Genomic DNA, 26,288 nt, shown 5'->3' on the forward strand with positions numbered 1-26,288 from the left:
TTTTGTTTTTTGTATGTCTTTTTATTTTTATAATTGAGTCTCTAATCTTGTCATTTCGACGAAGGAGAAATCACATCCAGTATTTCTACACAGTGCGTTCTCAGCGTTTGTGATTTCTCCTTCGTCGAAATGACAAACGAGACGTATCAGTATCTACAACACTTCGTAAATCCCCGCAGAACCTTGTCCGGTTCCTACACACATCGAAACGATTCCGTATTTGTTGCCTCTGCGTTTCATTTCGTCGAACAACTGAACAGAAAGTTTAGCTCCTGTACAACCCAGTGGGTGCCCTAATGAAATTGCTCCACCATTTACGTTTACGATTTCCGGGTTGATGTTTAATTCACGGGTAACTGCCAAAGCCTGAGAAGCAAAAGCTTCGTTCAACTCGATTAGTTCAATATCGTTTAGTATTAATCCTGCTTGTTTTAATGCTTTCGGAATTGCTTTTACAGGACCGATACCCATAATTCTTGGCTCAACACCAGAAGAAGCAAAGTTTACCAAACGTGCAATTGGCTCAAGGTTTAATTCTTTTACCATTTCTTCGCTCATGATTAAAACAAAAGCAGCACCATCACTCATTTGAGAAGAGTTTCCGGCAGTAACACTACCATCGGCAGCAAAAACAGGTCTTAAACCGGCTAAGGCAGCAACAGATGTTCCGGCTCTTGGGCCTTCGTCTTGTTTTACAACGTATGATTTAGTTTCTTTTTTACCATTTTCATTGATGAAAGTCTGCTCAACAGTAATTGGAACAATTTGTTTGTCAAATTTTCCTTCTGCCTGCGCTTTTAAAGCTTTCATATGAGAGTTGTAAGCAAACTCATCCTGATCTTCTCTGGAGATTTTGTATTGGTTGGCAACCGCTTCAGCAGTTAAACCCATTCCCCAATAGTAATCTTCATGACCTGCAGCAGCCACTTTATAATCCGGAGTTGGTTTGTAACCTCCCATCGGAATAAAACTCATACTTTCAGCTCCACCGGCAATAATACAATCTGCCATTCCGGATTGAATTTTAGCAGTCGCCATTCCGATAGTTTCTAATCCGGATGCACAATAACGGTTAACTGTTACACCAGGAACATCTTCTACTTTTAATCCCATCAAAGAGATTAAACGTCCAACGTTAAGTCCTTGTTCTGCTTCCGGCATGGCGTTTCCAACCATAACGTCATCGATACGTTTTTTGTCGAAATTAGGCAACTCATCCATCATAAACTGAATGGTTTCTGCTGCTAATTCGTCAGGTCTTTTAAATCTAAAAACCCCTTTTGGTGCTTTTCCTACCGCGGTACGGTAAGCTTTTACGATATATGCTGTTTTCATTTGTTTTGTTTTTTTAAGATTTATAGAATAAGAGGCAAAAGAAAAGACAAAACTTTGTTTTGAAATCTTGCTTCTTACATCTTTCTTCTACTTATCTAATTTCTAAGTGGTTTTCCTTTAGTCAACATGTATTGAATTCTTTCTAATGTTTTTCTCTCTGTACAAAGAGATAAGAAAGCTTCACGTTCGATATCCAATAAGTATTGTTCAGATACTAAAGTTGCTTCAGATAAATCACCACCAGCCATTACATAAGCCAGTTTGTTAGCGATTTTTTTATCGTGTTCCGAAATGTATTTTCCGGCTTCCATCTGATCTGTTCCAACTAAGAACATCCCTAAAGCTTGTTTTCCTAAAACTTTAACATCAGTTCTTCTGATTGGCTGTGTATAACCTGCTTCTGCCATCAACAAAGCATGTTTTTTAGCTTCCGCAATCTGACGGTCTTTGTTAACCACGATAATATCTTTTCCATGTTGTAAAAGTCCGGTGTCAAAAGCCTCATAACCCGAAGTCGAAACTTTTGCCATAGCAATGGTTAAGAAATACTCCTGAAGAACGTTCAATTCCACATCATTTTTGCGGAATAAATCAGAAGCTCTCAAAGCCATTTCTTTAGATCCACCACCACCTGGAAGTACACCTACACCAAATTCAACTAATCCCATATAGGTTTCAGCAGCAGCAACTACTTTATCAGCGTGTAAGCTCATTTCGCATCCACCACCAAAAGTCATTCCGTGAGGGGCTACGATAACTGGAATTGAAGAGTAACGAACGCGCATCATGGTGTCCTGGAACAATTTGATCGCCATGTTTAACTCGTCGTATTCCTGCTCAACCGCCATCATGAAAATCATTCCGATATTAGCTCCAACAGAGAAATTCGCTGCCTGGTTACCAATAACTAAACCTTGATATTCTTTTTCAGATAAGTCGATTGCTTTATTGATGGCTTGTAGTACATCGCCGCCAATCGTATTCATTTTAGATTGGAATTCTAAGTTCAAAATTCCATCTCCTAAATCCTCGATGATTGCACCACTATTGCTCCAAACTTTTTTGCTTTCGCGAATGTTGTTTAGGATAATAAAGGAATCTTGTCCAGGAACTTTAAGTTGTGATTTTGTTGGAATATTATAGAAATAGGTTGCTCCTTCTTTAACAGAGTAGAAACTTTCGCTTCCTGAGGCTAACATTTCAGTAACCCATGCAGCTGGTGCTAAACCTTCTGCTTTCATGATTTCAATTCCATTGGCAACACCGATAGCATCCCAAATTTCGAATGGACCATTTTCCCATCCAAAACCGGCCTTCATAGCGTCGTCAATTTTGTATAATTCGTCTGAGATTTCAGGAATTCTGTTTGACACATAAGCAAACATTCCGGCGAAACTCTTACGGTAGAATTCTCCTGCTTTGTCTTTCCCTTTTACTAAAACTTTAAAACGGTTGATTGGTTTATCGATTGTTTTTGTAAGTTCAAGTGTAGCAAAATTTGCTTTTTTTGCAGCACGGTATTCTAATGTATCTAAGTCTAAAGAAAGAATATCTTTATCTACTTTTTTGTAAAAACCTTGTCCTGTTTTGCTTCCCAACCAGTTGTTTTCCATCATTTTGTTGATGAAATCAGGAAGTTTAAATAATTCGTGTTGTTCGTCGTTCGGGCAGTTTTCATAAATACCGTTGGCAACGTGCACCAAAGTATCTAAACCAACAACGTCAACAGTACGGAACGTAGCCGATTTTGGACGACCGATTACAGGACCAGTCAATTTATCAACTTCCTCAATTGTTAATCCCATTTCTTTCACTAAGTGAAATAAACTCTGGATTCCGTAAATACCAATTCTGTTTCCAATAAAAGCCGGAGTATCTTTGGCAACAACCGAAGTTTTTCCTAAGAATTTAGATCCGTATTCGTTTAAGAAATCCAATACTTCTGTTGAAGTTTTTGGACCAGGAATAATTTCAAATAATTTTAAGTAACGCGCAGGGTTAAAAAAGTGTGTTCCGCAGAAGTGCTGTTGGAAATCTTCGCTTCTTCCTTCACTCATAAAGTGAATTGGAATACCGGAAGTATTTGATGTAACCAAAGTTCCTGGTTTACGGAATTTTTCGATTTGTTCGAATACCAGTTTTTTAATATCCAAACGCTCCACAACAACTTCAATAATCCAATCAACATTGGCAATTTTTGCCATATCATCTGTCGTATTTCCTGTAGTAATTCGGTTTGCGAATTTCTGACTGTAAATAGGAGATGGTTTTGATTTTAATGAATTCGCCAAGTGCTCGTTTACTATTCGGTTGCGAACAGCTTTACTTTCAAGCGTTAATCCTTTTTTGGCTTCAGCTTCTGTCAACTCGCGTGGTACGATGTCAAGCAGTAAAACTTCAACACCAATATTGGCAAAATGGCAAGCTATTCCTGAACCCATAATTCCGGATCCAATTACAGCGACTTTTTTAATTGTGCGTTTCATAGTTAATATTTTGTTTTTTATTTGATTTGAATGGGCCTTTATTAATTAAGGTTATTCATTTTCTAATTTTTCTGTTTGATTGAATATGTTTTTATCCTGAATTAATTCGTTTATGATTTCAGATACTTCGATAAAATGTTTTAGCTTCTCGTCAGAAACATGTTTTCTTACCGTTTCATTAAATTTTAAAACTGTATTTTTAGATAAATCTCTTTTTTCTTTTCCAAATTCAGTCAGGTAAATCAAAACACCGCGACCGTCTGTTGGGTTTTTTTTGCGAACAATCAAACCTTTGTCTTCCATTGATTTTAATGTTCGGGTTAGGCTTGTGGCTTCCATGCCCATTCTTGGTCCCAAAGCTGTTGATGGGGTGCCTTCTTCCTTATCTATACTTAAAAGAGCAAACCCGGTGGCCATTGTGGCATCGTATTTGGCAGCCTCTTCGTTGTACATTCTTGATACAGCTTGCCATGTAGCACGCAAAATATAATCTATTGTTTTCTCTTTCATATGTAACTATATCGATTTCAAATATAATCAAAAAATACTATGCATGCATATGATTTTTTAATATTTTTTTGGTTAGTTAAAAAAATCCTTTGATTTATAGGGGTTTATGCTTTAATTTTAATTGAAATATACTATTCTTTTTTGATGTTTTAACAAAATTTATGCTGTAAAAGTTGTTTTGTCGTTTTAAATTAAGATAAAATTCTGCATTTTGTAAAAAATTATGGCTTTAATTCAATAGGATTTTCGGGTTCGTATCGCGAAATTGCCTTTTGAAGTATTGTTTTCATCCTGTTTCGGAGGTTTTCGGGTTTAATGACTTCGATACCATTGCCAAAACCCAGAAGAATGCGTTCCATTTCATAATTTGGAGTGATGAACAAATGAACGATGATGCTTTTATCCTCATTTTCTTTAATCAGTCGCTGCGTTTGATGCAGGGGTTTGGTTAAAACATAAGGCGCGTTGATTGCATCAATCCAGAGTTCAATCTTTCGGGGTTGAGAACCGGTGTTTACCGTAACGCCAATTACATTTTTGTAAAAAAGTTCCGCATCAAAATCTTCTTCTAAATAAGGGAGGTTAAAATCATAATCAATGGCGATAATTCTGTCGAGGGCCAAATTGGTAATAGGCTGCGAACCTTTTTTCTTTCCTACGAGAAACCATCGGTTGTTGAATTCCTTTAAAATAAAGGGATGGAAATTAAATTTGTTTTCCTCCCGGGATTTAAATGATTTATAGGTAATGACCAAAGCCACCTTTTTGATAATGGCCTGATAAATTTCATCTAAATAGTGAAGCCCTTTCAGCTTTTCATTTTTGTCCAGATAGATAACGGGTTTTGTATGTGATTTTTCAGCGTAGATTTTATCCTCCAAACGCTGTAGAATATCCGATACATCATTAAAGAGAGAGAAATCTTTAAACTGCTTTAACATCGATACGGTTTCAGTCAGGACATTCATATCAGTTTCTGTTAACGGAATATCGGTTATGGTGAATTCGTCGTCTTCATATTTATAGTACTTTTTATCGTATACTACAATTGGGGCATTATAGCCCAGTTTTTCACTTCGCATGAGCTGAATATCCATTTGTATGGTTCGCTTGCTGATTGGATTTGCACGGCCCTCGTATTCAAACAAAGCATCAGAGCAGCATTCGATGAGGTCGTCTAAAGTCCATTGCCGGTATTTGTTCTGGAGACATTTGTCGATGGTTTTATACCGAATTAAGGCGTTTTTGTTTTGTGACATAGTTTATGTTTTTTTACTCGTAAAGGCTCAATGTGCAAAGTTTTTTTAGTCACAGATTAAAGGATTAAAATGATTTTACTCATTGCTATGTCATCCTGGGGAACGAAGAATCACAACAGTGTATAAGTAATACTTTAAAAAAACTTTGCGATTCTGCGTCTTTGCGTGATCATTTTTTTTCTAAAATGCTGATCTCTCTTTCAATATTGCTCCTGGCTTTTTCTTCGTATAAATTCCGGAACTCATTAGTTTGAAAGATAAATTCGTTTTCCAGAAAATGTTTCAGTGCTTTTGCGCGTCCGGGTTTGTAGAGGAAATCAGGATAAATGCGGTATTCTTTTCTGATTTGTTCATAATAGATTTGATAGGCTTCCCAATCCCGGGCCAGAATTTTTAAATCAAAATCAATTAACCAGTTAATATCTTCAATTGTATTATGGGCATGGAGTTGTGTGGCGCAGATCGCATCAAAAATTAATTGTTTATCCAGGCTGGTGTTTTCAGGTAAAATCGATAGGGCATACTCGGCACTTTTGAGTTCATTGTCTTTTTTACTGCTCTGATAAATATAATCATGGTAAAAAATAGAAAATAATATTTCATTGGGGACTCGAAGCCTGTTCTGATAAATTTCAAAACTTTCAATTATATCCTTTATATGTGTCAGATTGTGGTAATGCCTTGATTTTTTTGAATAAGCTTTTTCTAAATTCGTCCAGTTTTGCTGAATTTCATTTAATGGAAAGCCAATGTTCAAGAGTAATTCAGAATAGATTTTTTCTAAATTCATATGGTATTTTTTATTTAAATCTTATTAGAAGCTCTGTAAGAGCTGAATATTTATAACCAAATTATAACACCGAATCAAAAGCTCCAGCAGAGCGACACCTTTATTTTCCTTTCATTGATAGAATATGTCGCCCCGCTGGGGCTTTTGAAATTTATCTGTAAAAAAGCTATCAATATACCGTCCCTTTGGGACTTACATGATTTTGGTAAATCAATATTTACTCAAATATAAAATTCTTTTTTCTACTGCGCAAAATAATTGCGTAGTACTATCGAAATCTTTGCTCAGGAAATAAGAACAGACGTTCATTGAAATAAAAATTGAGTTAACACGGTCAAGTTTGAGTTACTTCGAAAAACTTTCCACGTACACACTTACACCATTACCGGTTAACACAATTTATCAGGAGGCAGTAGCTCAGCGGTTAGAGCAGGTAGTTTTGAAATTATCGTTAAAAGGTCAATCAAAACTTACTTCGTACACTTTTAATGTCCGGGTCGTGGGTTCGAATCCCATCTGCTTCACTATTTATGGTCAATTCAAACTTACGTCAGAACATTGGTATTTCCGGTTCGAGTCCGGCAAGTTTTAAAATTATCATGAATAATCAAAGAGGGTCAAGATTAACTTACTTCGGGGGAAACCCACCAAACTGTCACTTTGAATCAGTTAATCCATTACACTCTAATTTCAGGTCAAGTGTTTCTTACTTCAAATCTTTTAGGTAGAATCAGAAACACAATTATCTAAATTTTAAAAATTAAAAAAAATGAAAACAACAACATTATTAAAAATCAGTCTGCGTCAAAACGCAATTTACATTCCATCAGAAATGATAACGAATGACATCAAAAAATTATCAGCAACAACATCGGTTTTGGCAGCCAATGTTTCCAAACTTGGTTTTACATTTTCAGAATCGTTATTACACGCTTTAAATAATGTAAGCCCAAACTATAAAGTTGATTTTTTAGAAGTTCTGAAAGAAGTTTTAGGAACGGATAAAAACTGGACTCCTTTGGTGAAAGAATGGCACATCCCAACAGGTGAATCTGTTTTTGATCATGTGGCTACATTTTTCGCAAATGTTTTTAAAACCAAAAATGGAACAACTTTGCAATGCGGACATATTATTCCGGAGCATACTTTTCCGTTGGAAAGATACAATGGATGTCCGTTCTGCGGAACTCCGTTTGAATTTGGTAAAATCGAAAAATACGGACAAGGAAGCAAATTGAAAGTTCTGGAATTGTGGACAGAAAAAGACTTAAATGATTTCTATTTATCGTTATTGCAATCGAAAACAGTTTTAGATGCTACGCAGGCAGATAGTTTAAAAGCGGCGATGAAATATTTGCCTTTGCCTAAAACCGATGTGGCTATGAAGGAAACTTTAATGCTTGTTATGGATCTTTTGATCGAAAATGGCAAAGAAGAGGAGGCATCATCATTTTTAAAAACACCAACTGATATTTTAAGATATTTATGGTTTAAGAATACAGGATTGTTGCAAATTATCGAGCCAAAAACTATTATTAAAAGAACGGCTAAAAACGCACAGCATTTGCATATCAGTTTAGACACAAGTGCACAGGCCAAAATCGCTTCTCAGAAAGATTTGAAACTTAAATATTCCCGAAAAGAATGTTTAATGGTGGCAAATTGGTTGAATACTATGGATATGGAAGTAGAAGCCATGTGTGAAATCATGCATCCAAAAAGAGGAATGTGGGTTCGTGTGATCAGAGCGTTGCGTTTGGCAGAATACAGCAAAAGAAAAGGTTTTGAAAAATTAGCTTTTTTGATGGACGTATTTTACAACCAGGTGTATGATGTTTGGCAAAGTAAAGTAAACACGTCACGATTGAAAATGGATGCAGATAAAACATTTGCATTATTGAAACAACGTCCGGGATTGTTTGCCCGTTCCTTATTTTCGAATATGCTTTGGTTTGGTGCCGATGAAACGGTGGCAAATTTTACGGAGATTATTGATAAAGTTCCGGCTCGACTGGTGTTTACGTTAAACATGTATGCTCAGAACTATTTTGATAAAAACATCCAAAGAAGTGTGAAACCTTTAGGAGGAACTAACAAACGAATTGCGCCAAATGCATTGTTGAATTTGTATAATGAAGAGCAATTAGAGGCGATGAAAAGTCAAATCGAAGAATTGTGCTTTTTAGTAATGAAGAAACGATTTGCTGCAATTGCAAATCCAAACAAGACTATTTACATAGATCCGCAATTGTTTAATATGCCCGTTTCTATTGGAGATCGTAGCGATACGCTTCAGGATTTACCGGTGGCTTTAATGGGAACACGTTTTCCGGTTGAAGGAAACGAAGTGCGATTGTTTATGCAGTGGGGTGCAGGTTTACCAGCACAGCATTTAGATATGGATTTGAGCTGTCATATTGCATACGAAGAGAAATCGGATATTTGTTCGTTCAGTCGATTGACGACCACAGGTTGTCAGCATAGTGGTGATATCAGAAGTATTCCGAATAAAATTGGAACTGCGGAGTACATCAACATCAATATCGACGAATTGGCCAAAGCCAATGCAAAATTTGTGACTTTTACCTGCAATGCGTACTGTAACGGAAGTATCACGCCAAATTTGGTTGTTGGTTGGATGAATAGTAAACACCCGATGAGAATTTCGGAGAAAACCGGTGTAGCTTACGATCCGTCGTGTGTAGACCATCAGGTTCGTGTAACGCAGAATATCGCCAAAGGTTTGGTTTTTGGAGTTCTTGATGTAGCCAAAAGAGAAATCGTTTGGTTAGAGATGACTTTTGGAGGTCAGGTCGTACAAGGTTTGGACTTTAAAGGAGTTCAGGCATTATTGGCAAAATTGAACAGTAAATTGAATATTGGTAGTTTGTTACAGCTTAAAGCGGAAGCTCAGGGATTGACAATTACCGAAGATAAATTTGCCGATGAGGTTTACGATGCAAAATGGGCAATAAATGCTGCGGCAGTGACACAATTATTAATTGATTAAATTTAAGCCACGGATTCATAAATGGATTCGTGGCTTTTTGATGTTTTTAATTGGTTTGGTTAAGATACAGACCTGACAGGTTTTTAAAACCTGTCAGGTCTAATAATAGAGATTAGAGTTAAAAATATAAGTTCCGTAGGAACGTTTTTAAATTGTAGCAACGGATTTTAATCCGTTGAAAAATATGCGATAACAAAATAAAGTTCCGTAGGAACGGCAAATATTTATAGATTAGAAAATCCCATTTTTAAAAATCATGACAATAAAAGAAATAAAATATAAAGCGGAAAAAAACTTCAAAAGAATAAAACTTAGAGAGGATGTTTATGGATTTCAAATACAGCCCAATGCTAAATTTTTAAAAGGAATAAGCAGAAAAGAAATTGATGCCTTGCAAGTATTATTTGGATTTGATTTCCCTTGGGATTACAGAGAAATGCTTTTAACTTTTTCGAATTTAGACACTGATTTGATTTCAATTAATCCGGAAGACAAATCAGATATTGAATATGCCAGTGAAAACTTTTTTCACCAATATCCTGAAGATTTTGAAAAATCAAGACGACTTATTGACGAAATTAATGAGAATAAATTTGAAGCAGAATTGGCTCTAACTGAAGCTGGTTTTGATGTTTCAAAAATAGTGGGTTACATTCCCATGCACAACCATCGTGCTCTTGTGGTTTTTGAAGATAAGTATCTTTCGCCGGTTATTTCAGTTATGCAATCCGATATTATTATGTTCGGAAATAATTTAAGAGAATATCTCGAAAATGAACTTTTAAGAATTTAGGATACGATGCAAGATTGTTAGGGTTTTCAATTTTATAGACCTGACAGGTTTAAAAACCTGTCAGGTCTAATACGAAGAGTAGAGTTAAAAATATAGTTCCGTAGGAACGTTGTTATTTTGTAGCAATGGATTTTAATCCGTTGAAAAATATACGGCGACAAAGTAAAGTTCCATAGGAACGAAAAATATCTATAGATTAGAAATGCCCATTTTTAAATCTATTTTTAGTACGCAAAATAACTGCGCACTAGTTTTTGAATCTTTGTTGAAAGATAAGAACTAATGAATACAACGCTTTTAAAAGAGATGCTTTCAAAAAATTATGTAAAGGTGAACAAACATCCGGAGCATGATTTATACATTTATAATTACACTCAAAATGCACAATTCGAGAAAGTTTGGAATGAGGTGACATTAGCCTGCAGAGGATTGATCTTAGATGAAAATGATACTGTGGTGGCAAGGCCTTTTCCTAAGTTTTTCAATTTAGGCGAAATGGAAAATCAGGTACTGCCGGCTTGTACTTTTGAAGTCTATGATAAAATGGACGGCTCGTTGGGAATTTTATATTGGATAGATGAGGTTCCTTTTATAGCGAGCAGAGGATCTTTTTCGAGCAATCAGTCGGATAAAGCGAATGAAATGCTGCATGGAAAATACAGAAATTCCTGGGCGCTTCTGGATAAAGCGAAAACCTATTTGTTTGAAATTATTTATCCTGAAAACCGAATCGTTTTAGATTATGGTACAGCGGAAGAATTGGTTTTGCTGGCGATTATTGACACAGCATCCGGTGAAGAATTTCCGTTGGAAGATCTTGGTTTTCCTATGGTTGAAAAATTCGATGGAATCAAAGATATTCTGCTTTTAAAAGAAATGGACGTTGATAATAAAGAAGGCTTTATCATTAAGTATGCAAACCATTTTAGGGTGAAAATTAAATTTGAAGAATACCTTCGTTTACACCGAATCATTACGGAGGTTTCTAACCTGAATATCTGGGAATATCTGAAAACAAATCAACCGATGGAAGAAATTCTGGAGCGTGTTCCCGATGAATTTTTTGATTGGGTAAAACAAACTAAAGATGATTTAGAGAAGCAATATCAGATAATCGAAAACCAATGCAAAGCCGATTTTAAAGTATTAGAATCTCGAAAAGAAACCGCCTTGTACTTCCAGACTTGTCAATATCAGGGCGTATTGTTTGCCATGCTGAACCACAAAGACTATTCGGTAATTATCTGGAAAATGATCCGGCCAACATTTGAAAAACCGTTTAATAGAGAAGAAAAATAAAATTTTAATTTAACTGCGCAAAATAATTGCGTAGAGGCAAAGATATATTTGCCAAACAAAAAATAAACACAATGATTATAAAACTTAAATCAGAGAACAAACACTTTTTAGACGTTCTTTATAAAAATCCAAATACAGATCAGGGTTTGTATTTGAAGGAGTTAAAGGAAGGAATCGTAATTGGAAATGTGATTTCTAACAACGAATATCACTGTGTTTTTTTAGATGGTAAGAACAGTTATTTACCTGAAGAAGGAAATCAAATCGATTTTCAAAGTTATTGCAGTCCGTTATTGGCTTTAAATATAGCAACTGAATTATTTAATCATTTGTATAAAGAAAATTTAGGTTTGAGTGAGACTGTAATTTCTTGGTTAGGCAAGAATTATAACGAAGTTGATACTGAAAAATGTACCATTGAAGTTGCAACTTTTTTCATCGATTCCGGATGGTATAAAAATGAAAATTATCTTTTATCAAAATACATTGGCGGAATTTTACTAAAACATAAAATTGGAAATAATTACGAATTAAAGATTGAAGGGAAAACGGTTAGAGAGGCATTGCAGAAATTTTCGCTTGTAGCTTTGTTTTCACACTTTACCAATAAATATGCGGTTTATACTTATATAGACGATTACTTTATTCAAAAGCACATCACAATGTTAACCAATATTTCGGGAATTCCGTATTTCGTATTTTATCTTTTTATAAAAAGAATCATGCGTTCTCCGGTACAATTTGAAAAGTTCAAACTTCAGTTAGAAGCTTATTTTGATAACGAAGTACAGTTTGTGTTTACAGATACACATCAATCGAGAAAAGAATTTATTTGCAGTAAAATCGATTTTGAGGAACCGGTTCTAGATTTTGGTTGTGGTGAATTGCAATACTATAAAATGTTACTCAAAAAAGGATTCTCGCAGGAATATCATGCTTATGATGAGGTTGATTTTAAGCATGTCGCAGATAAAATTACTGGATTAGAAAAGGTTGATAATTTGCGATGGATTGAAAACCTTGAAGAAATTAAAGGCTTCGAAGGGCAGGTTATTTTGAGCGAAGTTATTGAGCATAATTCTCTGGCAGAAGCAAAAGAAATACTCATCTGGATTCGCGATAATACAGAATTTACTCAATTATTTGTGACAACGCCAGACAAAGATTTTAATGTAAATTATGAAATGACAGAAGAATTCAGACATGACGATCATGATTTTGAGCTTTCGAATGCAGAGTTTATAGAATTGATCAACGAAATTTTTCCAAATTCTAAATCATTTTATGGAGTAGGGGATTGTGTAAAAGGAGTTTATCCAACAAGTGCGGTAATCATTCAAAAAAAGTAAAAAATGTTAGACTATAAAGTAAGAAATAGAATAGAGTGGTTTTGTAAAAATAAGATAAATGATTTTTCGCCAACCATTTCGCCAGCGCCGAAAAGCAAGATAAGAAACGAAATAGAAAGCATTGAAGAAGCTGTAAATTATTATATAGAAAAAGGGGTAACCGAATTTGTGGTTCAGAAAAAATACATGGGGTCTTACTGTACTATTTATCTGAAAAGAAACCTCGAAGAAACCTATTTTGTTTCCAGAAATGGGTTTAGAATGGATCATATTGATATAGAAAAAGCCATAAGCAGTTTAAAAGATTTACACGCCAAAATGGTAATTACTTTCCCTGATTTCGAAACGCTTTTAATTGCTTCAGAATTATTGCCATGGAAAGTTTTGGGGGCAGGATTAATCGAGAAAGAATTTATAGGATACTATGACGCCTTAAAAACGCACAATGAATATTTGAAATCTTCGGAATTAATAAAAAAAATAAATAGTGTAAGACAATCAGGGGCGTTCACAACCTATATTTCGGATAAAAAGCAGCTTAGCAAAAAAGAATTTGGAGGTAAATATAAAACGCATATTGTCCGTCAATACGAAGCGTTGGGCAGTGTGAAAATTCCAGATGCAATAAAGCAGGAAGAATCATTGCAGGTTTTTAAAGGTCAGATTGATACTTTTGGAAAGGAAACGGAATTGCACTTTAAACCCTTTACCATTTTAAAAGTAGTAAAAAAGTCAGGAGAGGAAATACTACCAAATAGCAATTTGACTTATAAAATGGTAAATGATGATGCTTTTTTACACTTGGAAATTACAACTTCTAATAAAGAAGAACAGTTAAAAGAAATGTATTCATTTTTCGAGAAACTGACCAATGATAACGAAGAAGGTATTATGATTAAACCGGTTCAGAATTATATTAAAAATTTGCCACCGTGTTTTAAGGTGAGAAATAACAATTATCTGACAATGATTTATGGGGTAAATTTTCATCAGGATTTTGATCATTATTTAGGAAAAAGAAGCATAAGACAAAAATTAGAGCAATCTGTAAATGGTTGGGAAATCAATCAAAAAATGCTTCAGATTCCTTATAAAGACTTAGAAGAAGAAAATTATCTCATGCGGTTGTTGCTTTTGAAACGAATCAATAACGAAGAAATAGAAAAAACATTAGATCCAAGATTATAACAAGATTAACAAAATGAAAAAAACACCAACATTAACAATCCTTATAGGTTGTCCGGCATCGGGAAAAAGTACTTTTGCAGAGTGGAAGGTGAGAACTGAACCAAAAACGATGAGAATAAGTCGTGATGAAATCAGGTTTTCACAATTTCAGGAAGTGATGGATCCGGCAGTTGAAAGTATGATTTCGAAAATTGTTAACGGACAAATTAAAACGTTGCTTTCAAATGGATGGAACGTTATTCTGGATACCTGCAACGTAAAATCAGAATACATTAAACAGCCAATAGACGATTTTGCTGAAATGGCTAATATTGAGTTCAAAATATTTGATTTACCACTGCAGGAACTTTTTGTGAGAAACGAAAAAAGAGATCGAAAAGTACCGAAAAAAGTAATTGAAAACATGTATCATCAATTGCAAAAAACAAAAGAGAAGTTTGATTTTGGTCCGATAAAGAAGATTAATAAAAATCTCGAATACTGCGTTCAAAACCCGGACTTACCTAAAGCTATAATTTGTGACCTTGACGGAACACTAGCCTTAATGAACGGACGAAATCCATTTGATGCAAGTAAATGCGATGCTGACGAAATCAATACTCCGGTGGCAAATGTTTTGAGAAATTACAAAAAGTTGGGGTATCAGATCCTATTGGTTTCAGGAAGAGAAGACCAATACGAAGCACCGACTTTGCGTTTCCTTGAAAAACACGAAATCGAATACGATGCCTTAATCATGCGTAAAACAAAAGACAGCCGAAAAGATTCGATCATAAAAACCGAAATCTACAATGAGTTTATTAAAGACCACTATTTTGTAGAATTTATTTTAGACGATAGAAATCAGGTTGTGGATACCTGGCGAAATGACTTAAAGTTACCTTGTTTTCAAGTGTACTACGGAGATTTTTAATGAGGAGGTGCAGAGGTGCAGAGGTTCAAAGGGACAGAGTTTTTTAAAGTAGTAATTTCTCATTTTATGTCATTTCGACCGAAGGGAGAAATCACATGCGCTGAGCACACACTGTATGGAATGCCGGGTGTGATTTGCTTCGCCAGTTCGCTATCGCTCGAGTCTCCCTTCGGTCGAAATGACAAGCTCTGTGTAAAAAACTTTACGCCTCCAGTCTTCACGAGATTAAAAGCAGCTCCAAGACTAAAAAAATATGTTTTACCGCCTTAGTGGTAAAAAAACAAAACAAAACAAAATATAACAGAAAGACTCAAATGGGAAACTTCTGAACCCTTGTCTCTTTGAGCCTTTGAAACTTAAAAAAAAATGAATACATATATAGATATCGGAATTAATTTAACCAATAAACAATTCCATAACGACATAGACGATGTCGTACAAGATGCACTCGACGCCGATGTATCACAAATGATACTAACCGGCACAAGCTTACGAAACAGCGAAGCTTCATTAGAAATTGTAAAACAATATCCGGGAGTGTTATATTCCACTGCTGGAATTCACCCGCATGATGCGAAGAGTTTTGATGCACAGAGTATTTCAAAACTGCGAAATTTATTAAAACAGAAACAAGTCGTTTCGGTCGGTGAATGCGGACTCGATTTTGATCGTGACTTTTCGCCTAGAAATGTACAGGAAACGTGTTATAGGGCCCAATTAGAATTGGCGATCGAAGTGCAGAAACCTTTGTTTTTGCATGAAAGAGCTGCTTTTACAAAATTCATGGGCATTACAAAAGAATATTTACCCCAATTGCCAAAAGCCGTCGTGCATTGCTTTACAGGAACGCTTTCCGAAGCCAAAACCTATCTCGATAATGGATTCTATCTAGGCTTTACCGGAGCGATATCCGACAGTAAACGTTTCAGTCATTTAAAAGAAGTACTTCAGTACGCACCGCTTGACCGAATGATGATCGAAACTGATGCACCGTTTATGCTTCCTAAAAATGTCCCGAACAGTCTTTTGAAGAAATACCACGAACGCCGTTGTGAACCTGCTTTTTTGCCGTATGTGGCCGGAACAATTGCACAGTTTAAAGGTATTACTTTAGATAAAGTGGCAGAGGAAACGACTCGTAATTCTAAAAGCTTTTTTTGTATTTAGGTACAGAGAGGCAAAGGTTCAGAGGAACAAAGGTTAAAGCTTAAAAAACTTGATGCTTTTGTAGAAAAAAACAAGTGTTTTTACGGGGTCTAAAAGCTATTGTTTAATTTATATTTGAAAAGTCATGAATGAAAAAATACTCAAAAAACTAAAAGAAATAGAAAAACAAAAAGATGTAAAAATACTGCTGGCTGTAGAATCCGGAAGCCGTGCCTGGGGATTTGCCTCGCCGGACAGCGATTACGATATTCGTTTTATATACAAACACAAACCCGAGTATTATTTGTCGCTTTGGGAACAACCAGACGTAATCGAGTTCATGACCGAAGACGATCTTGACGGTTCTGGTTGGGATTTACGGAAATCCATAAAATTATTAGCAAAATCTAACGCACCTTTGATCGAGTGGTTGTTTTCGCCTGTTGTGTATTTTCAGGATGATGCTTTTGCAAAACAAATGCGGGAGATGGCTGTAGAATGTTTTTCGCCCATAGCGGTTTTGCACCATTATTTAGGAACAACTAAAAATTTCATGGAAGTATGCGAAATGGAAGAAGTAAAACTAAAAAGTTATTTCTATGGCTTACGCACCGCATTGGCGGGAAAATGGATTATAGAAAACAATACATTTCCACCCGTTGCCTTTACCGATTTATTACCAATAGCACCACAAAACATACAAGACAAAATAATAGAATTACAAACAATAAAAGCCAGCCAGGACGAAAAATACCTGCACCCAAAGGAAGTTTTAATAACTGATTTTTTACTAGAGACGGTACAATTTAATCAGGAGAATGCGAGTAAGTTGGGAATTGGGAAAAGGATGAGTGAAGGATTGGAATTGTTTTTTAGAGAAATGATTGTATAAAATAAAAAGTATAAAGTAAAAAGTATGAAATTAGAATCTGTATTAATTAGAAATTTTAGACTTTTAAAAGATTTAAAATTAGATTTAGAGAAGGATCTTTCGCTCGTTTTGGGCAAAAATAATTCTGGGAAAACATCAATATTAAGTGTTCTGGATAAATTTATAAATCAATCTGAGAATAAGAAAATTTCGGCGGATGATTTCAATTTATCTTATAAAGAAGAAATTAAAAATTTGATAGAATCACCAGATGAATTGAGTGAAGAAGATTTTAATAAGGATATAAAGGGAATTACTATAAGATTAATCGTTTCGTATTCTGATGAAGATGATTTTGAAAATATATCAAAATTAATGATGGATTTAGATCCGGATAATAATTATTTGGTTTTAGGATATGATTATTCTATACATTTTAATGAATATCAATTATTTAGGCAAGATTTTAAGGTTTTTAAGATTGAAGAACAAAAAAAAATAAATGAATCTTTGATTAGAGAAAAAGATAAGCCACAAAAAGAAAGAAAGCTGTACAGAGAAAAAGGATTTGATGCTTTTTTTAAGTTGTATCATGATAAGTATTTTTTTTATAAGAAAAAATCTATAGCTGTAGATCATATAAATGGAATTATACTTGAAGACCAATTTATTGATTTAGATAACAGTTCAACAAAAGTGAATTTGAAGAATGTCATAAATTTTAAATATATAAGTGCAAGTAGAAGTGTAACTAATAAGGAAGCAGATAAAACTCTTTCTTCACAAACATCGCAAATTTATGAAAGAAGTGAAAAAAATGAAGAAGATACCAAAAGTATTGAGGAGTTTAAGGAAACTTTAATCGAAACAGATGAAACGCTTACGAACGTTTATACTTCTCTTTTTGAAAAAATAGTTGGAAAAGTTGAGAGATTTGGAGGAATAAAAAAAGGAGAATCAGTTATAAAAGTTATTTCTTCATTAGAAAGAAAAGAGTTGCTTAAAGGAAATACAACAGTTATTTATGAGCATGATTCCTCTAACTCTTTACCCGAGTTTTATAATGGTTTAGGATATATGAATCTTATAAGTATGATTTTTGAAATTGAAATATTACTTCAAGAATTTAAGAGGAATAAAGATGAAAAACCAGCAGATATAAATTTACTATTTATTGAAGAACCAGAAGCACATACACATCCACAAATGCAATATGTATTTATAACTAATATACAATCACTCTTGGAAGAGGGAATTATAAAAGGAGGATGTGCAAAGAAAAAGTTGCAATACATAATATCAACTCATTCTTCACATATTGTTTCAAATTGTAAAGATTTTAATTCAATAAAATATTTGAAAAAAGAAAGCCTAAATAGTATAATGGCTAAAAATCTTAGAGATTTAGAGAGTGAATATACCATAGCAGGTGAAGAACAGAATTATAAATTCCTAAAACAATATCTAACATTAAATAGGTCTGAGTTATTTTTTGCAGATAAAGCTATTTTTATTGAAGGAGATACAGAGAGAATTCTTGTGCCTGCAATGATGAGAAAAATTGACTTAGAGGAAGAATTAGTAGGCAATGAGCTTGAATTGCTATCGCAAAACATATCTATAGTTGAAGTGGGAGCGCATTCTTTCATTTTTGAAAAGTTTATCGATTTTATTGGAGTTAAATCTGTAATAATTACAGATATTGATAGTTATTATCAAAATTCTGATCTTGATGATAAAGGTGAGAAGCAGTATCATAAAAATGGCAGCGAGAAATTATTAACTTTTAAATGTCCGTCAAGTCATGATAAAGCCGCTTTAACAAATAATAATTCATTAGCTTTTTTTCATAAAGGAAACAGAGATTTAAATTATTATAAGTCATTAAAAAATGATTGGAAGATTTTGAGAAAAAATCGAAATAAGCAATGGAATTCAAACAGAAAAGGTAAATTATTAGTTGCTTTTCAAACGGAACAATTAAGTTATCATGCTAGAAGTTTTGAGGATGCATTTTTTCATATTAATTATGATTTTATTTGTGAAGAGAAGGATGTTGAAGATAAAAAAGGATCATTAAAAAAAGAATTTAAATTTGGTTCTTTGACAAAGAAATGGCTTAAAGATTTTAAAAAGGATAAAGATAGCTTTAAACTAGCAGAATATGGAGTAGATAGTAAGCCCGCTTTTGCTATAGAAATATTATTAAATAGTCAGAGTGATGGAGAAAAAGAATTTATTAACTGGCAAATTCCAGACTATATAAAAGAAGCATTGATATGGTTACGAAAAGAATAGATTTAGATTTAGAGGTTCAAAAAATATTTGAACATATCGATAATGGTAATGATTTCTTGTTGAGCGGTGGAGCGGGGAGTGGTAAGACATACTCTTTAGTACAAGTAATTAGACAAGTTATAGAAGAAAATCCATTTGTTAAAGTCGCTTGTATGACATATACAAATGCAGCTGTAAAAGAGATTGAAGAAAGAGTTAATCACAAGAATTTAAGTGTTACCACAATTCATGATTTTCTATGGGATAATATAAAAAATTTTCAAAAAGAATTGAAATTAGCTCTAATTGATCTTGCGAAAAATGAAGAGATAACTAAAATTGTAATTGAAAATCCAATAATTGAACAGTTTGAAGATGGGATTCAGTATAAAGAGTATGTTAGATTAAGAGAAGGTATAATATCACATGATGAATTATTAATTATCGCAGATTATATGTTTAATAATTACATTAGACTAATTGATGTTGTAAAGGATAAATTTAAGTTTATTTTTATTGATGAATATCAGGATACAAATGAAAATGTAATAAAGATCTTTTTAGAGCATTTTAAAAAATCGAAAAAAACAGGAATAGTTGGTTTTTTTGGAGATGCAATGCAATCTATTTATGATGATGGGATAGGTAATTTAAAAGCATATAAAGGAGAAGAAGACGGACAAGTTCGTGAAGTAAAAAAAGAACAAAACCGTAGAAGCCCTAGGTTAGTTTATGAATTGGCGAATAGATTACGTACTGATGGATTGGAACAAACTCATTCAAATGACGAAAATGCTCCCAATATGATTTCCAAAGAAAAAGTAAAAGAAGGTGACATTAAATTTATTTATTCAAAAAAATATGATTTAACGAATGCAAAAAATTACTTAGGATGGAATTTTGAAAATGCAAAATTGACAAAAGAATTAAATCTTACTCATAATCTAATCGCTGAGAAGGCAGGTTTTCCAAATTTAATGGAGATTTATAATCGAGACAGAATCATTGAATATAAAAATAATATATTGAGAGAGTTAAAAATAAGGGCTGACATATTCGTTGATGATAAGGACACTTTTGGACAAGTTATAGATAAGCTAAATCTTCATAAACAACCAGTTATTCAAACATTTATTGATGCAAATCCAGAGTTATATAGGGAAGCTAAATGTTACAATTTCTTAATTTTTAAAAATATTTATTTAGATAGTGATGTGCTAACTGATGATAAAAAACAAGATGAGCAAGAGGAAAGTAAAAAAGGTTCTAAAAGAGACAATTTATTAAAACATTTATTTAAGATTCAAGATTGTTTAAAATTATATGAATCCGGCAATTATAATGACTTTATTAAAAAAGTTCAATTTAAAATCAATAGTCTAAATGATAAAAAAGTTCTCAAAGAAAAGATAAGTAGTTTAACGAAGACAGACGAAAAAACTATTGAGGATATTATTAATGTAGCTGATTCTCTAGGACTAGTGCTTAAAAATGACGATAAATTAAATAGTTTTATTGAGAAAAATGAATATGCTTATAATAGGATTAAAAAAGTAAAATATTTAGAGTTTATTAATCTTTATAAATATTTAGAAGGATTTACACCTTTTTCAACACAACATAAAACAAAAGGGAATGAATTTGAAAATGTTTTTGTAGTACTTGATAACGGTAACTGGAATAAATATAATTTTAATTATTTATTCAGTGACAGAACTGATAAAGCTAGTGTCTTAGAAAGAACGCAAAAAATATTTTATGTTTGTTGTACAAGATCAAAGGAAAATTTAGCCGTTTTTTATAATGATCCAAGTAAAACTGTAATTGATAAAGCCGTATTATGGTTTGGCAAAGACAATGTAATTGATATAGATAGTAAATAATTATTTCAATCCAAGTCCATTTAAAAAATAAAAAAGCGCAAACCTTTTTTAAAAAGTTTGCGCTTTCAATTCTATAAAGAAAAAGAGTATTATTTCAATTTCATCAATTTTTCTAAATATTCAACCTTATCTTTTTCAGCCTGAACCAAACCTTAGTAAAGTTCTACAAGTTTATCAAGAGGATTGAATGTGCAAGCATTATGATTAGTGTTTCTTTTTCCCTGACTTACTTCAATAACTTCCGTAGAATCTTTTTTTAATACCAAGAAGCACCTTATTCGACTTATATTTCGCGAGATAAATTGTAACTTTAAAATATTTATATTTGCATTATAAACTTCATGAAAAATGAACTACAAAATATCATTTCAGGAAAGAGCCAGGTTAAGCATGGAGCAAATATCCAAGCAGCCTCCGGTTACCTTAAAAATGGCAAAGGAACAGGCACTTTGGCTGAAAAAGGAATCCACATCAAAAAACAAGAAGAAGCCTTAATTGAGGAATTTGCAACAATTAATGAACTTTGGATTACCAATTTAAACATTGAGAATTTTTTCTCTAGTGGTGCAGAACAATTAGTTTATCTGAAAGATGAACGAAAAGTTCTCAAACTCAATGATACCATCTACTATACTTCTTGGGAAGATTACTTTAATAATTTACTTTTAAATAATTATTTTTTCCCCGATACCGCTTACAAACTTCTTGGATTTTATAAAAATACTAAAGGTCTGTATGCTGTTGTGGAGCAAAACTTTGTAATAGCTACCGAAAAGACAGAATTGATTAATGTGAAAATATTTCTTGAAAACTCAGGATTTGTGAACAAAAAAAATAACGATTACTTTCATCCTGAATTGGGTATTATTTTAGAAGATTTGCACGATGAAAATGTATTGACTAAAGATGGAATCCTAAAATTTATCGATACCGTTTTCTATATCACAGAACAATTTTACAAGCCATGACCATCCAAGACCTAAAATCCCAAAAACTGATCCTTTTTGAAGTAATTTCCGGAAGTAGATCTTTTGGATTAAATACACCAACATCTGATACCGACATCAAAGGTGTTTATTATTTGCCGAAAGAAAAATTCTTTGGGTTAACCTATATTCCTCAAATTAGTAATGAAACTAACGATGAGGTATACTACGAAATTGGGCGTTTTGTAGAATTGTTGCTTAAAAACAATCCAAATATTTTAGAGATTTTGGCTTCGCCGGAAGATTGTATTTTGTACAAACATCCATTGATGGAGCATTTAAAATTAGAAGATTTTCTATCGAAACTCTGCAAAGATTCTTTTGCCGGTTATGCTGTTACACAAATCAAAAAGGCGAGAGGTCTAAACAAGAAAATCGTAAACCCAATGGCAAAGGAAAAAAAGAGTCTTTTGGATTTCTGCTGTGTTTTAAAAGGTTACGAAACTGTTTCGGTTAATAGTTTTCTAGCCGAAAATAATTTGAATCAAGAACAATGTGGTTTGGTGAATCTTCCTAATTCCAAAGGAATGTTTGCGATGTTTTATGACGAAAATAAAAATTTGGGTTACAAAGGAATTATTCAGAAAGAAAGCTCTAATGAAGTTTCAGTTTCGTCGATTCCTAAAAGCGAAAAGTTACTGGGGTATTTGTCCTGTAATCAGGAAGGCTATTCTAAATATTGTAAAGAATATACAGAATACTGGGCCTGGATCGAAAAACGTAACGAAGAGCGATACAACACCAATCAGCAACACGGTAAAAATTACGATAGCAAAAACATGATGCACACCATCCGACTTTTGCAAACTGCCGAGCAAATTTTGTACACTGGAAAATTAAATATCAGAGTTTCCAATCGTGACGAATTGTTAGACATAAAAGCAGGAAATAAAGAATATGATGGTTTGCTCGAAATGGCCGATCAATTAATTACCTCAATAGAAAGCCACTATGTAACTTCAAATCTTCCGGAAAAACCAGGTGAGGTAAAAGCCATCCAAACCTTAATAACAATCCGGGAAACCTTATACCAATAAAGACTAAAATCATCCAAAATTAGGATGATTTTTTTTATCATACCCTTAACGATTTCAGGGACGTATTGTAAATTTTAGCTTCAAAGGTTGATGGTTTCAGTACGTTCGTAGATTGTTGATATAGAAGAATTTTGGCCATGTTTAACTTGATTTTTACTACAAAATCAGGTGTTTATACGCTGTTTTTTAATGTTAAATAGCTCTAAATTTGATTGGTCAAACGGTTGATAACCAAATTAATTGAGTCTTTAAATGAGGAATTGGAGTAAAATAGGAGCATTTTGTTTTTTACTGAGCAGTACCTTTTTGTTTTCTCAAAACGAAAGATTAATCATTGGCCGAACAACCGGAAAACTAGCCATAGGGAACAATCAGGAGATTCGGACTTTTGGTTTTACCAATTCGCTTTCGGGACAGGTCACTTTGCCCGGCTTGTCTATTGAAGCTGTGGAAGGAGAAACGGTAAGTATTGATTTTTGGAACATTTCACAAGGTAATCCGGTCTCTTTATTCTGCAAAGAAATTGATTTTGTACAGCGGGATAAAGAGAATAAAGTGATGAAGAAAGAAGAAGCAATTCATCATATGGAACATGGCTTTTATTCTTTTCAGGCTCAAAAAGCAGGAACGTATCTTTATTACAGTCCCGAAAATTACCCTTTCAATCTTCAGGCGGGTATGTTTGGAGTTATCATTATACGTGCAAAAGACCAAGATTCTTCGGCACTTCAGCCTTTACAAGAACTACTTTGGTGCAGCAGTGAACTGGACACCAAGTGGCATACCGATGCTATTATGGGTACGGAGTATGATTCCAGCAATAAACCCATAGTTCTTCCGAAATACAAGCCTGAGTACTTCCTTATTAATGGCAAAATGGCAACAGATAGTAAGGGATTACAATCGCTGGGTAATAAAAATGAGCCGCTACTTCTTCGTCTCGTAAATTCGGGTTTATACCTTCATGAAATCGTGTTTCCGTCTCCGGTAAAACTTCAGTTGCGCTACGGAAACGAGGCTTCCGTTACGGCATTGCCCGACGGATGTAAAATACAACTTCGTTCGGGGGAAAGCATAGAAGTGCTCGTTTTTTTAGAAAACGTGGACGAGAAGGAACACATCGTATATCATTTTACAGACCCGGTTTTAAAAAAGAAAGTCTATGAAGCGGCTATACCGGTTTTTTATTAAAATTTAAACAAACAATCATGAAACAACTCTTCTTTTATTGCATGCTGCTTTTCTCTTTTTCTGTCTCATTTGCGCAAAGCAAACCTACATTTTCTGTAGTGGGTACAGCTGTTAACAAAGAAAGTGTACTCAAAAATAAGCGACTGGATATCTCAAAAATTAAAGTCGAAAACATTTCTAATAAACCGATATTCCTGGTTTGGGAAACCGTGTCTAACACATTTCCTAAGGAATGGGATTGTTCAATGTGCCAGCATGGAGCTTGTCAGATTGGAATTCCAAAAGGATCGGCTTTTAACAAACTCAACCCAGATCAACAGGGATTTATTGCCATTCATGTAATTCCCGCCAACAAAATAGGTAACGGAACGGTAAAATTTAAAATCTACGACAAAGCAAATCCTAATTATGCTAAGATTTTAACTTTTGAAGTCGAGGTACTTTAAATTCAACCAATAATTTATTACTCACCCAAAAACAAACAAAATGAAAAAAATTACTAGTTTATTATTCATTATTCTGATCGCAGGATTGTCCTATGGTCAGAGTAAATCTAATGTGAAGTTTATTCGCTGGAACGTTAATACGCCTCAGGGACAAGCAAATCTCGAGGCTATGAACGTAGCGTTTAAAAAAATGCGCGAAATAGGCTGCGAGAAAGGTTACTCCTGGTATTATCAGGGAGCCATACACAGCATTCCGAATGAAATTAACGGACCAAATGCACTTTGTGCGGCTTATCAAACCGATAAAGATAAATTATGGGCATGGGCAGATTGTACGCATAACGGAACACAAAATGCCAATTTAAATTTTCTTTTATGGCACAGAATGTACATTTGGTTTTTAGAAAAAATGGTACGTGAATTTTCAGGAAAAGATGATTTTGCGCTTCCCTATTGGAATTATGGCAGCCCGGAAGAGAGCCAAAATGTTATGGCGGCAAAATTAAGAGACCAGTCAGGTTCCTTGTACACGGCGGCCAGATATAGTATTCTGAACAACGGAAAAGCGATTCTTCCTGATCAGGTGAAGCAAATTCAATTGGCACTTAACGAATTAAAAACAAATCCTTCTTTTGCAGGATCGGCCGGATTCAGTAAAAACCTTGAAGGGGCACCTCATGGTTATATGCACAATCTGATAGGAGGCGGTTATGCACAGCCAAGTGAAACGTATTTTAATGAAATATATCAGAAACAATATTCCGGTTTAATGGCAAATGTTCCTTCAGCCGGATTTGACCCTGTTTTCTGGCTGCATCACAGTATGGTAGACCGTATTTGGGAATCTTGGGATGCTTCTGTTTACGGGCAGCGTCCTACCTTAGAGCAGTTAAAAGCAAATCCTTGGCAGTATCAGTTTATCGCGCCAAATGGAGACCATCTTACGTATACAATGGAGGAAGTGTACAATATCGTTTTTAATCTGGATTATAAATATGATAATTTGCTTTACGGATCTAAAACTCCGGTTTTGGCTGGCAAGGAAATAAAAGGAAAAAAACTAATTGCATTTCAGGATTCAAATGAAAAAGTGATCTGGGAACAAAAAGTTGGGAAACCGCTTGAGGGTGCTTTTACTCATAAAGTGAGCAGCACATTCGCCAAAAACACCAATAGAGTTTTTAAAACCGCTAATTCTAAAATCATATTAAACCTGGATATAGTGGTTTATAAAGAACCAAAAGATTACTATACGGTTTATCTGCGTTATCCGGGAAAAGAAGATCAGTATGTAGGTACGATGACTTTCTTTGGAGTAGCTCATGATCACGGAACAGGGGCAAATCACGAAATAGGGGAAGATGGTGTAAAACTTAAATTTGCCTATTACATTTCCGATGATTTAGTGAATTCAGATGCGAATTTCGATATTATTATCAAAAAGACCGGAGGCGGCGATGCAAAAGTAACACTGGAAAAAATTGGTGTATCCAATGCAAATTAAGCAAGAAGCTAAAAA

The 26,288-nt window shown here is 34.0% G+C and carries 20 protein-coding genes, 1 tRNA gene and 1 pseudogene; 16 read left to right on the forward strand and 6 right to left on the reverse strand.

Features of this window, described 5'->3' with window-relative positions; all coding sequences use genetic code 11:
- Nucleotides 1–153 precede the first annotated feature (153 nt).
- The 5 genes from ACN1CN_RS15665 to ACN1CN_RS15685 all read right to left on the reverse strand — a co-directional run bounded on the left by ACN1CN_RS15665 (nt 154) and on the right by ACN1CN_RS15685 (nt 6,380).
- Entirely contained in the window at nt 154–1,335 is a 1,182-nt protein-coding gene (locus ACN1CN_RS15665) for a thiolase family protein (protein ID WP_419136291.1), read from the reverse strand.
- Between the two features lie 95 nt (nt 1,336–1,430).
- Entirely contained in the window at nt 1,431–3,821 is a 2,391-nt protein-coding gene (locus ACN1CN_RS15670; protein ID WP_419136292.1) for a 3-hydroxyacyl-CoA dehydrogenase/enoyl-CoA hydratase family protein, read from the reverse strand.
- A 51-nt stretch (nt 3,822–3,872) separates the two neighbouring features.
- A complete protein-coding gene (locus ACN1CN_RS15675) occupies nt 3,873–4,331 on the reverse strand; it encodes a MarR family winged helix-turn-helix transcriptional regulator (RefSeq protein WP_264524748.1) in 459 nt (152 codons plus the stop codon).
- 221 nt (nt 4,332–4,552) lie between these two features.
- Entirely contained in the window at nt 4,553–5,590 is a 1,038-nt protein-coding gene (locus tag ACN1CN_RS15680) for a helix-turn-helix transcriptional regulator (RefSeq protein ID WP_419136293.1), read from the reverse strand.
- A gap of 169 nt (nt 5,591–5,759) precedes the next feature.
- Nucleotides 5,760–6,380 carry a hypothetical protein gene (locus ACN1CN_RS15685; protein ID WP_419136294.1) on the reverse strand — a complete coding sequence of 207 codons (621 nt, stop codon included), beginning with the start codon at nt 6,378–6,380 and terminating at the stop codon, nt 5,760–5,762.
- Between the two features lie 406 nt (nt 6,381–6,786).
- On the opposite strand from ACN1CN_RS15685, the gene ACN1CN_RS15690 reads away from it, so the two are divergent.
- The 11 genes from ACN1CN_RS15690 to ACN1CN_RS15740 all read left to right on the forward strand — a co-directional run bounded on the left by ACN1CN_RS15690 (nt 6,787) and on the right by ACN1CN_RS15740 (nt 21,109).
- Nucleotides 6,787–6,904, forward strand: a tRNA-OTHER gene (locus ACN1CN_RS15690).
- Between the two features lie 245 nt (nt 6,905–7,149).
- Nucleotides 7,150–9,390 (forward strand): hypothetical protein, encoded by a 2,241-nt coding sequence (locus ACN1CN_RS15695; protein WP_419136295.1) that lies wholly within the window; start codon nt 7,150–7,152, stop codon nt 9,388–9,390.
- Between the two features lie 256 nt (nt 9,391–9,646).
- Nucleotides 9,647–10,183, forward strand: a complete 537-nt coding sequence (locus ACN1CN_RS15700) for a hypothetical protein (RefSeq protein ID WP_419136296.1) — start codon at nt 9,647–9,649, stop codon at nt 10,181–10,183.
- A 282-nt stretch (nt 10,184–10,465) separates the two neighbouring features.
- Nucleotides 10,466–11,482, forward strand: a complete 1,017-nt coding sequence (locus ACN1CN_RS15705; protein WP_419136297.1) for an RNA ligase — start codon at nt 10,466–10,468, stop codon at nt 11,480–11,482.
- 71 nt (nt 11,483–11,553) lie between these two features.
- Nucleotides 11,554–12,831: a hypothetical protein gene (locus ACN1CN_RS15710; RefSeq protein WP_419136298.1), complete on the forward strand. Its 1,278-nt coding sequence runs from the start codon at nt 11,554–11,556 to the stop codon at nt 12,829–12,831.
- 3 nt (nt 12,832–12,834) lie between these two features.
- On the forward strand, nt 12,835–14,019 hold the full coding sequence (locus tag ACN1CN_RS15715) for a hypothetical protein (protein ID WP_419136299.1): 1,185 nt from the start codon (nt 12,835–12,837) through the stop codon (nt 14,017–14,019).
- 13 nt (nt 14,020–14,032) lie between these two features.
- A complete protein-coding gene (locus ACN1CN_RS15720; protein ID WP_419136300.1) occupies nt 14,033–14,932 on the forward strand; it encodes an AAA family ATPase in 900 nt (299 codons plus the stop codon).
- Between the two features lie 366 nt (nt 14,933–15,298).
- Nucleotides 15,299–16,099 carry a TatD family hydrolase gene (locus tag ACN1CN_RS15725; protein ID WP_419136301.1) on the forward strand — a complete coding sequence of 267 codons (801 nt, stop codon included), beginning with the start codon at nt 15,299–15,301 and terminating at the stop codon, nt 16,097–16,099.
- Nucleotides 16,100–16,223: 124 nt separating this feature from the next.
- A complete protein-coding gene (locus ACN1CN_RS15730; protein WP_419136302.1) occupies nt 16,224–16,970 on the forward strand; it encodes a DNA polymerase beta superfamily protein in 747 nt (248 codons plus the stop codon).
- A 24-nt stretch (nt 16,971–16,994) separates the two neighbouring features.
- Nucleotides 16,995–19,247, forward strand: a complete 2,253-nt coding sequence (locus ACN1CN_RS15735) for an ATP-dependent nuclease (RefSeq protein WP_419136303.1) — start codon at nt 16,995–16,997, stop codon at nt 19,245–19,247.
- Nucleotides 19,229–21,109 (forward strand): UvrD-helicase domain-containing protein, encoded by a 1,881-nt coding sequence (locus ACN1CN_RS15740; protein WP_419136304.1) that lies wholly within the window; start codon nt 19,229–19,231, stop codon nt 21,107–21,109. Before ACN1CN_RS15735 ends, ACN1CN_RS15740 begins: the two co-directional genes overlap by 19 nt.
- A gap of 89 nt (nt 21,110–21,198) precedes the next feature.
- On the opposite strand, the pseudogene ACN1CN_RS15745 reads toward ACN1CN_RS15740, so the two are convergent.
- Nucleotides 21,199–21,312, reverse strand: a pseudogene (locus tag ACN1CN_RS15745) (transcriptional regulator); the annotation flags it as partial.
- A gap of 138 nt (nt 21,313–21,450) precedes the next feature.
- Between ACN1CN_RS15745 and ACN1CN_RS15750 the strand changes: the two are divergent.
- The 5 genes from ACN1CN_RS15750 (at nt 21,451) to ACN1CN_RS15770 (ending at nt 26,273) form a co-directional block, all read left to right on the forward strand.
- The gene (locus ACN1CN_RS15750; RefSeq protein WP_419136305.1) at nt 21,451–22,077 is read left to right on the forward strand and encodes a hypothetical protein; all 627 of its coding nucleotides are present in this window, start codon (nt 21,451–21,453) and stop codon (nt 22,075–22,077) included.
- Nucleotides 22,074–23,132 carry a DNA polymerase beta superfamily protein gene (locus tag ACN1CN_RS15755; RefSeq protein WP_419136306.1) on the forward strand — a complete coding sequence of 353 codons (1,059 nt, stop codon included), beginning with the start codon at nt 22,074–22,076 and terminating at the stop codon, nt 23,130–23,132. The genes ACN1CN_RS15750 and ACN1CN_RS15755 overlap by 4 nt, the downstream gene beginning before the upstream one ends.
- A 252-nt stretch (nt 23,133–23,384) precedes the next feature.
- A complete protein-coding gene (locus ACN1CN_RS15760; protein WP_419136307.1) occupies nt 23,385–24,323 on the forward strand; it encodes a multicopper oxidase domain-containing protein in 939 nt (312 codons plus the stop codon).
- Nucleotides 24,324–24,340: 17 nt separating this feature from the next.
- Complete coding sequence (locus tag ACN1CN_RS15765; RefSeq protein ID WP_419136308.1) at nt 24,341–24,769, forward strand: hypothetical protein; 429 nt, start codon at nt 24,341–24,343, stop codon at nt 24,767–24,769.
- Nucleotides 24,770–24,809: 40 nt separating this feature from the next.
- Nucleotides 24,810–26,273 carry a tyrosinase family protein gene (locus ACN1CN_RS15770; RefSeq protein ID WP_419136309.1) on the forward strand — a complete coding sequence of 488 codons (1,464 nt, stop codon included), beginning with the start codon at nt 24,810–24,812 and terminating at the stop codon, nt 26,271–26,273.
- The last annotated feature ends 15 nt before the right edge of the window (nt 26,274–26,288 follow it).

The sequence above is a fragment of the Flavobacterium sp. T12S277 genome, from assembly GCF_048514875.1.
In the GTDB taxonomy this organism is placed as follows: domain Bacteria; phylum Bacteroidota; class Bacteroidia; order Flavobacteriales; family Flavobacteriaceae; genus Flavobacterium.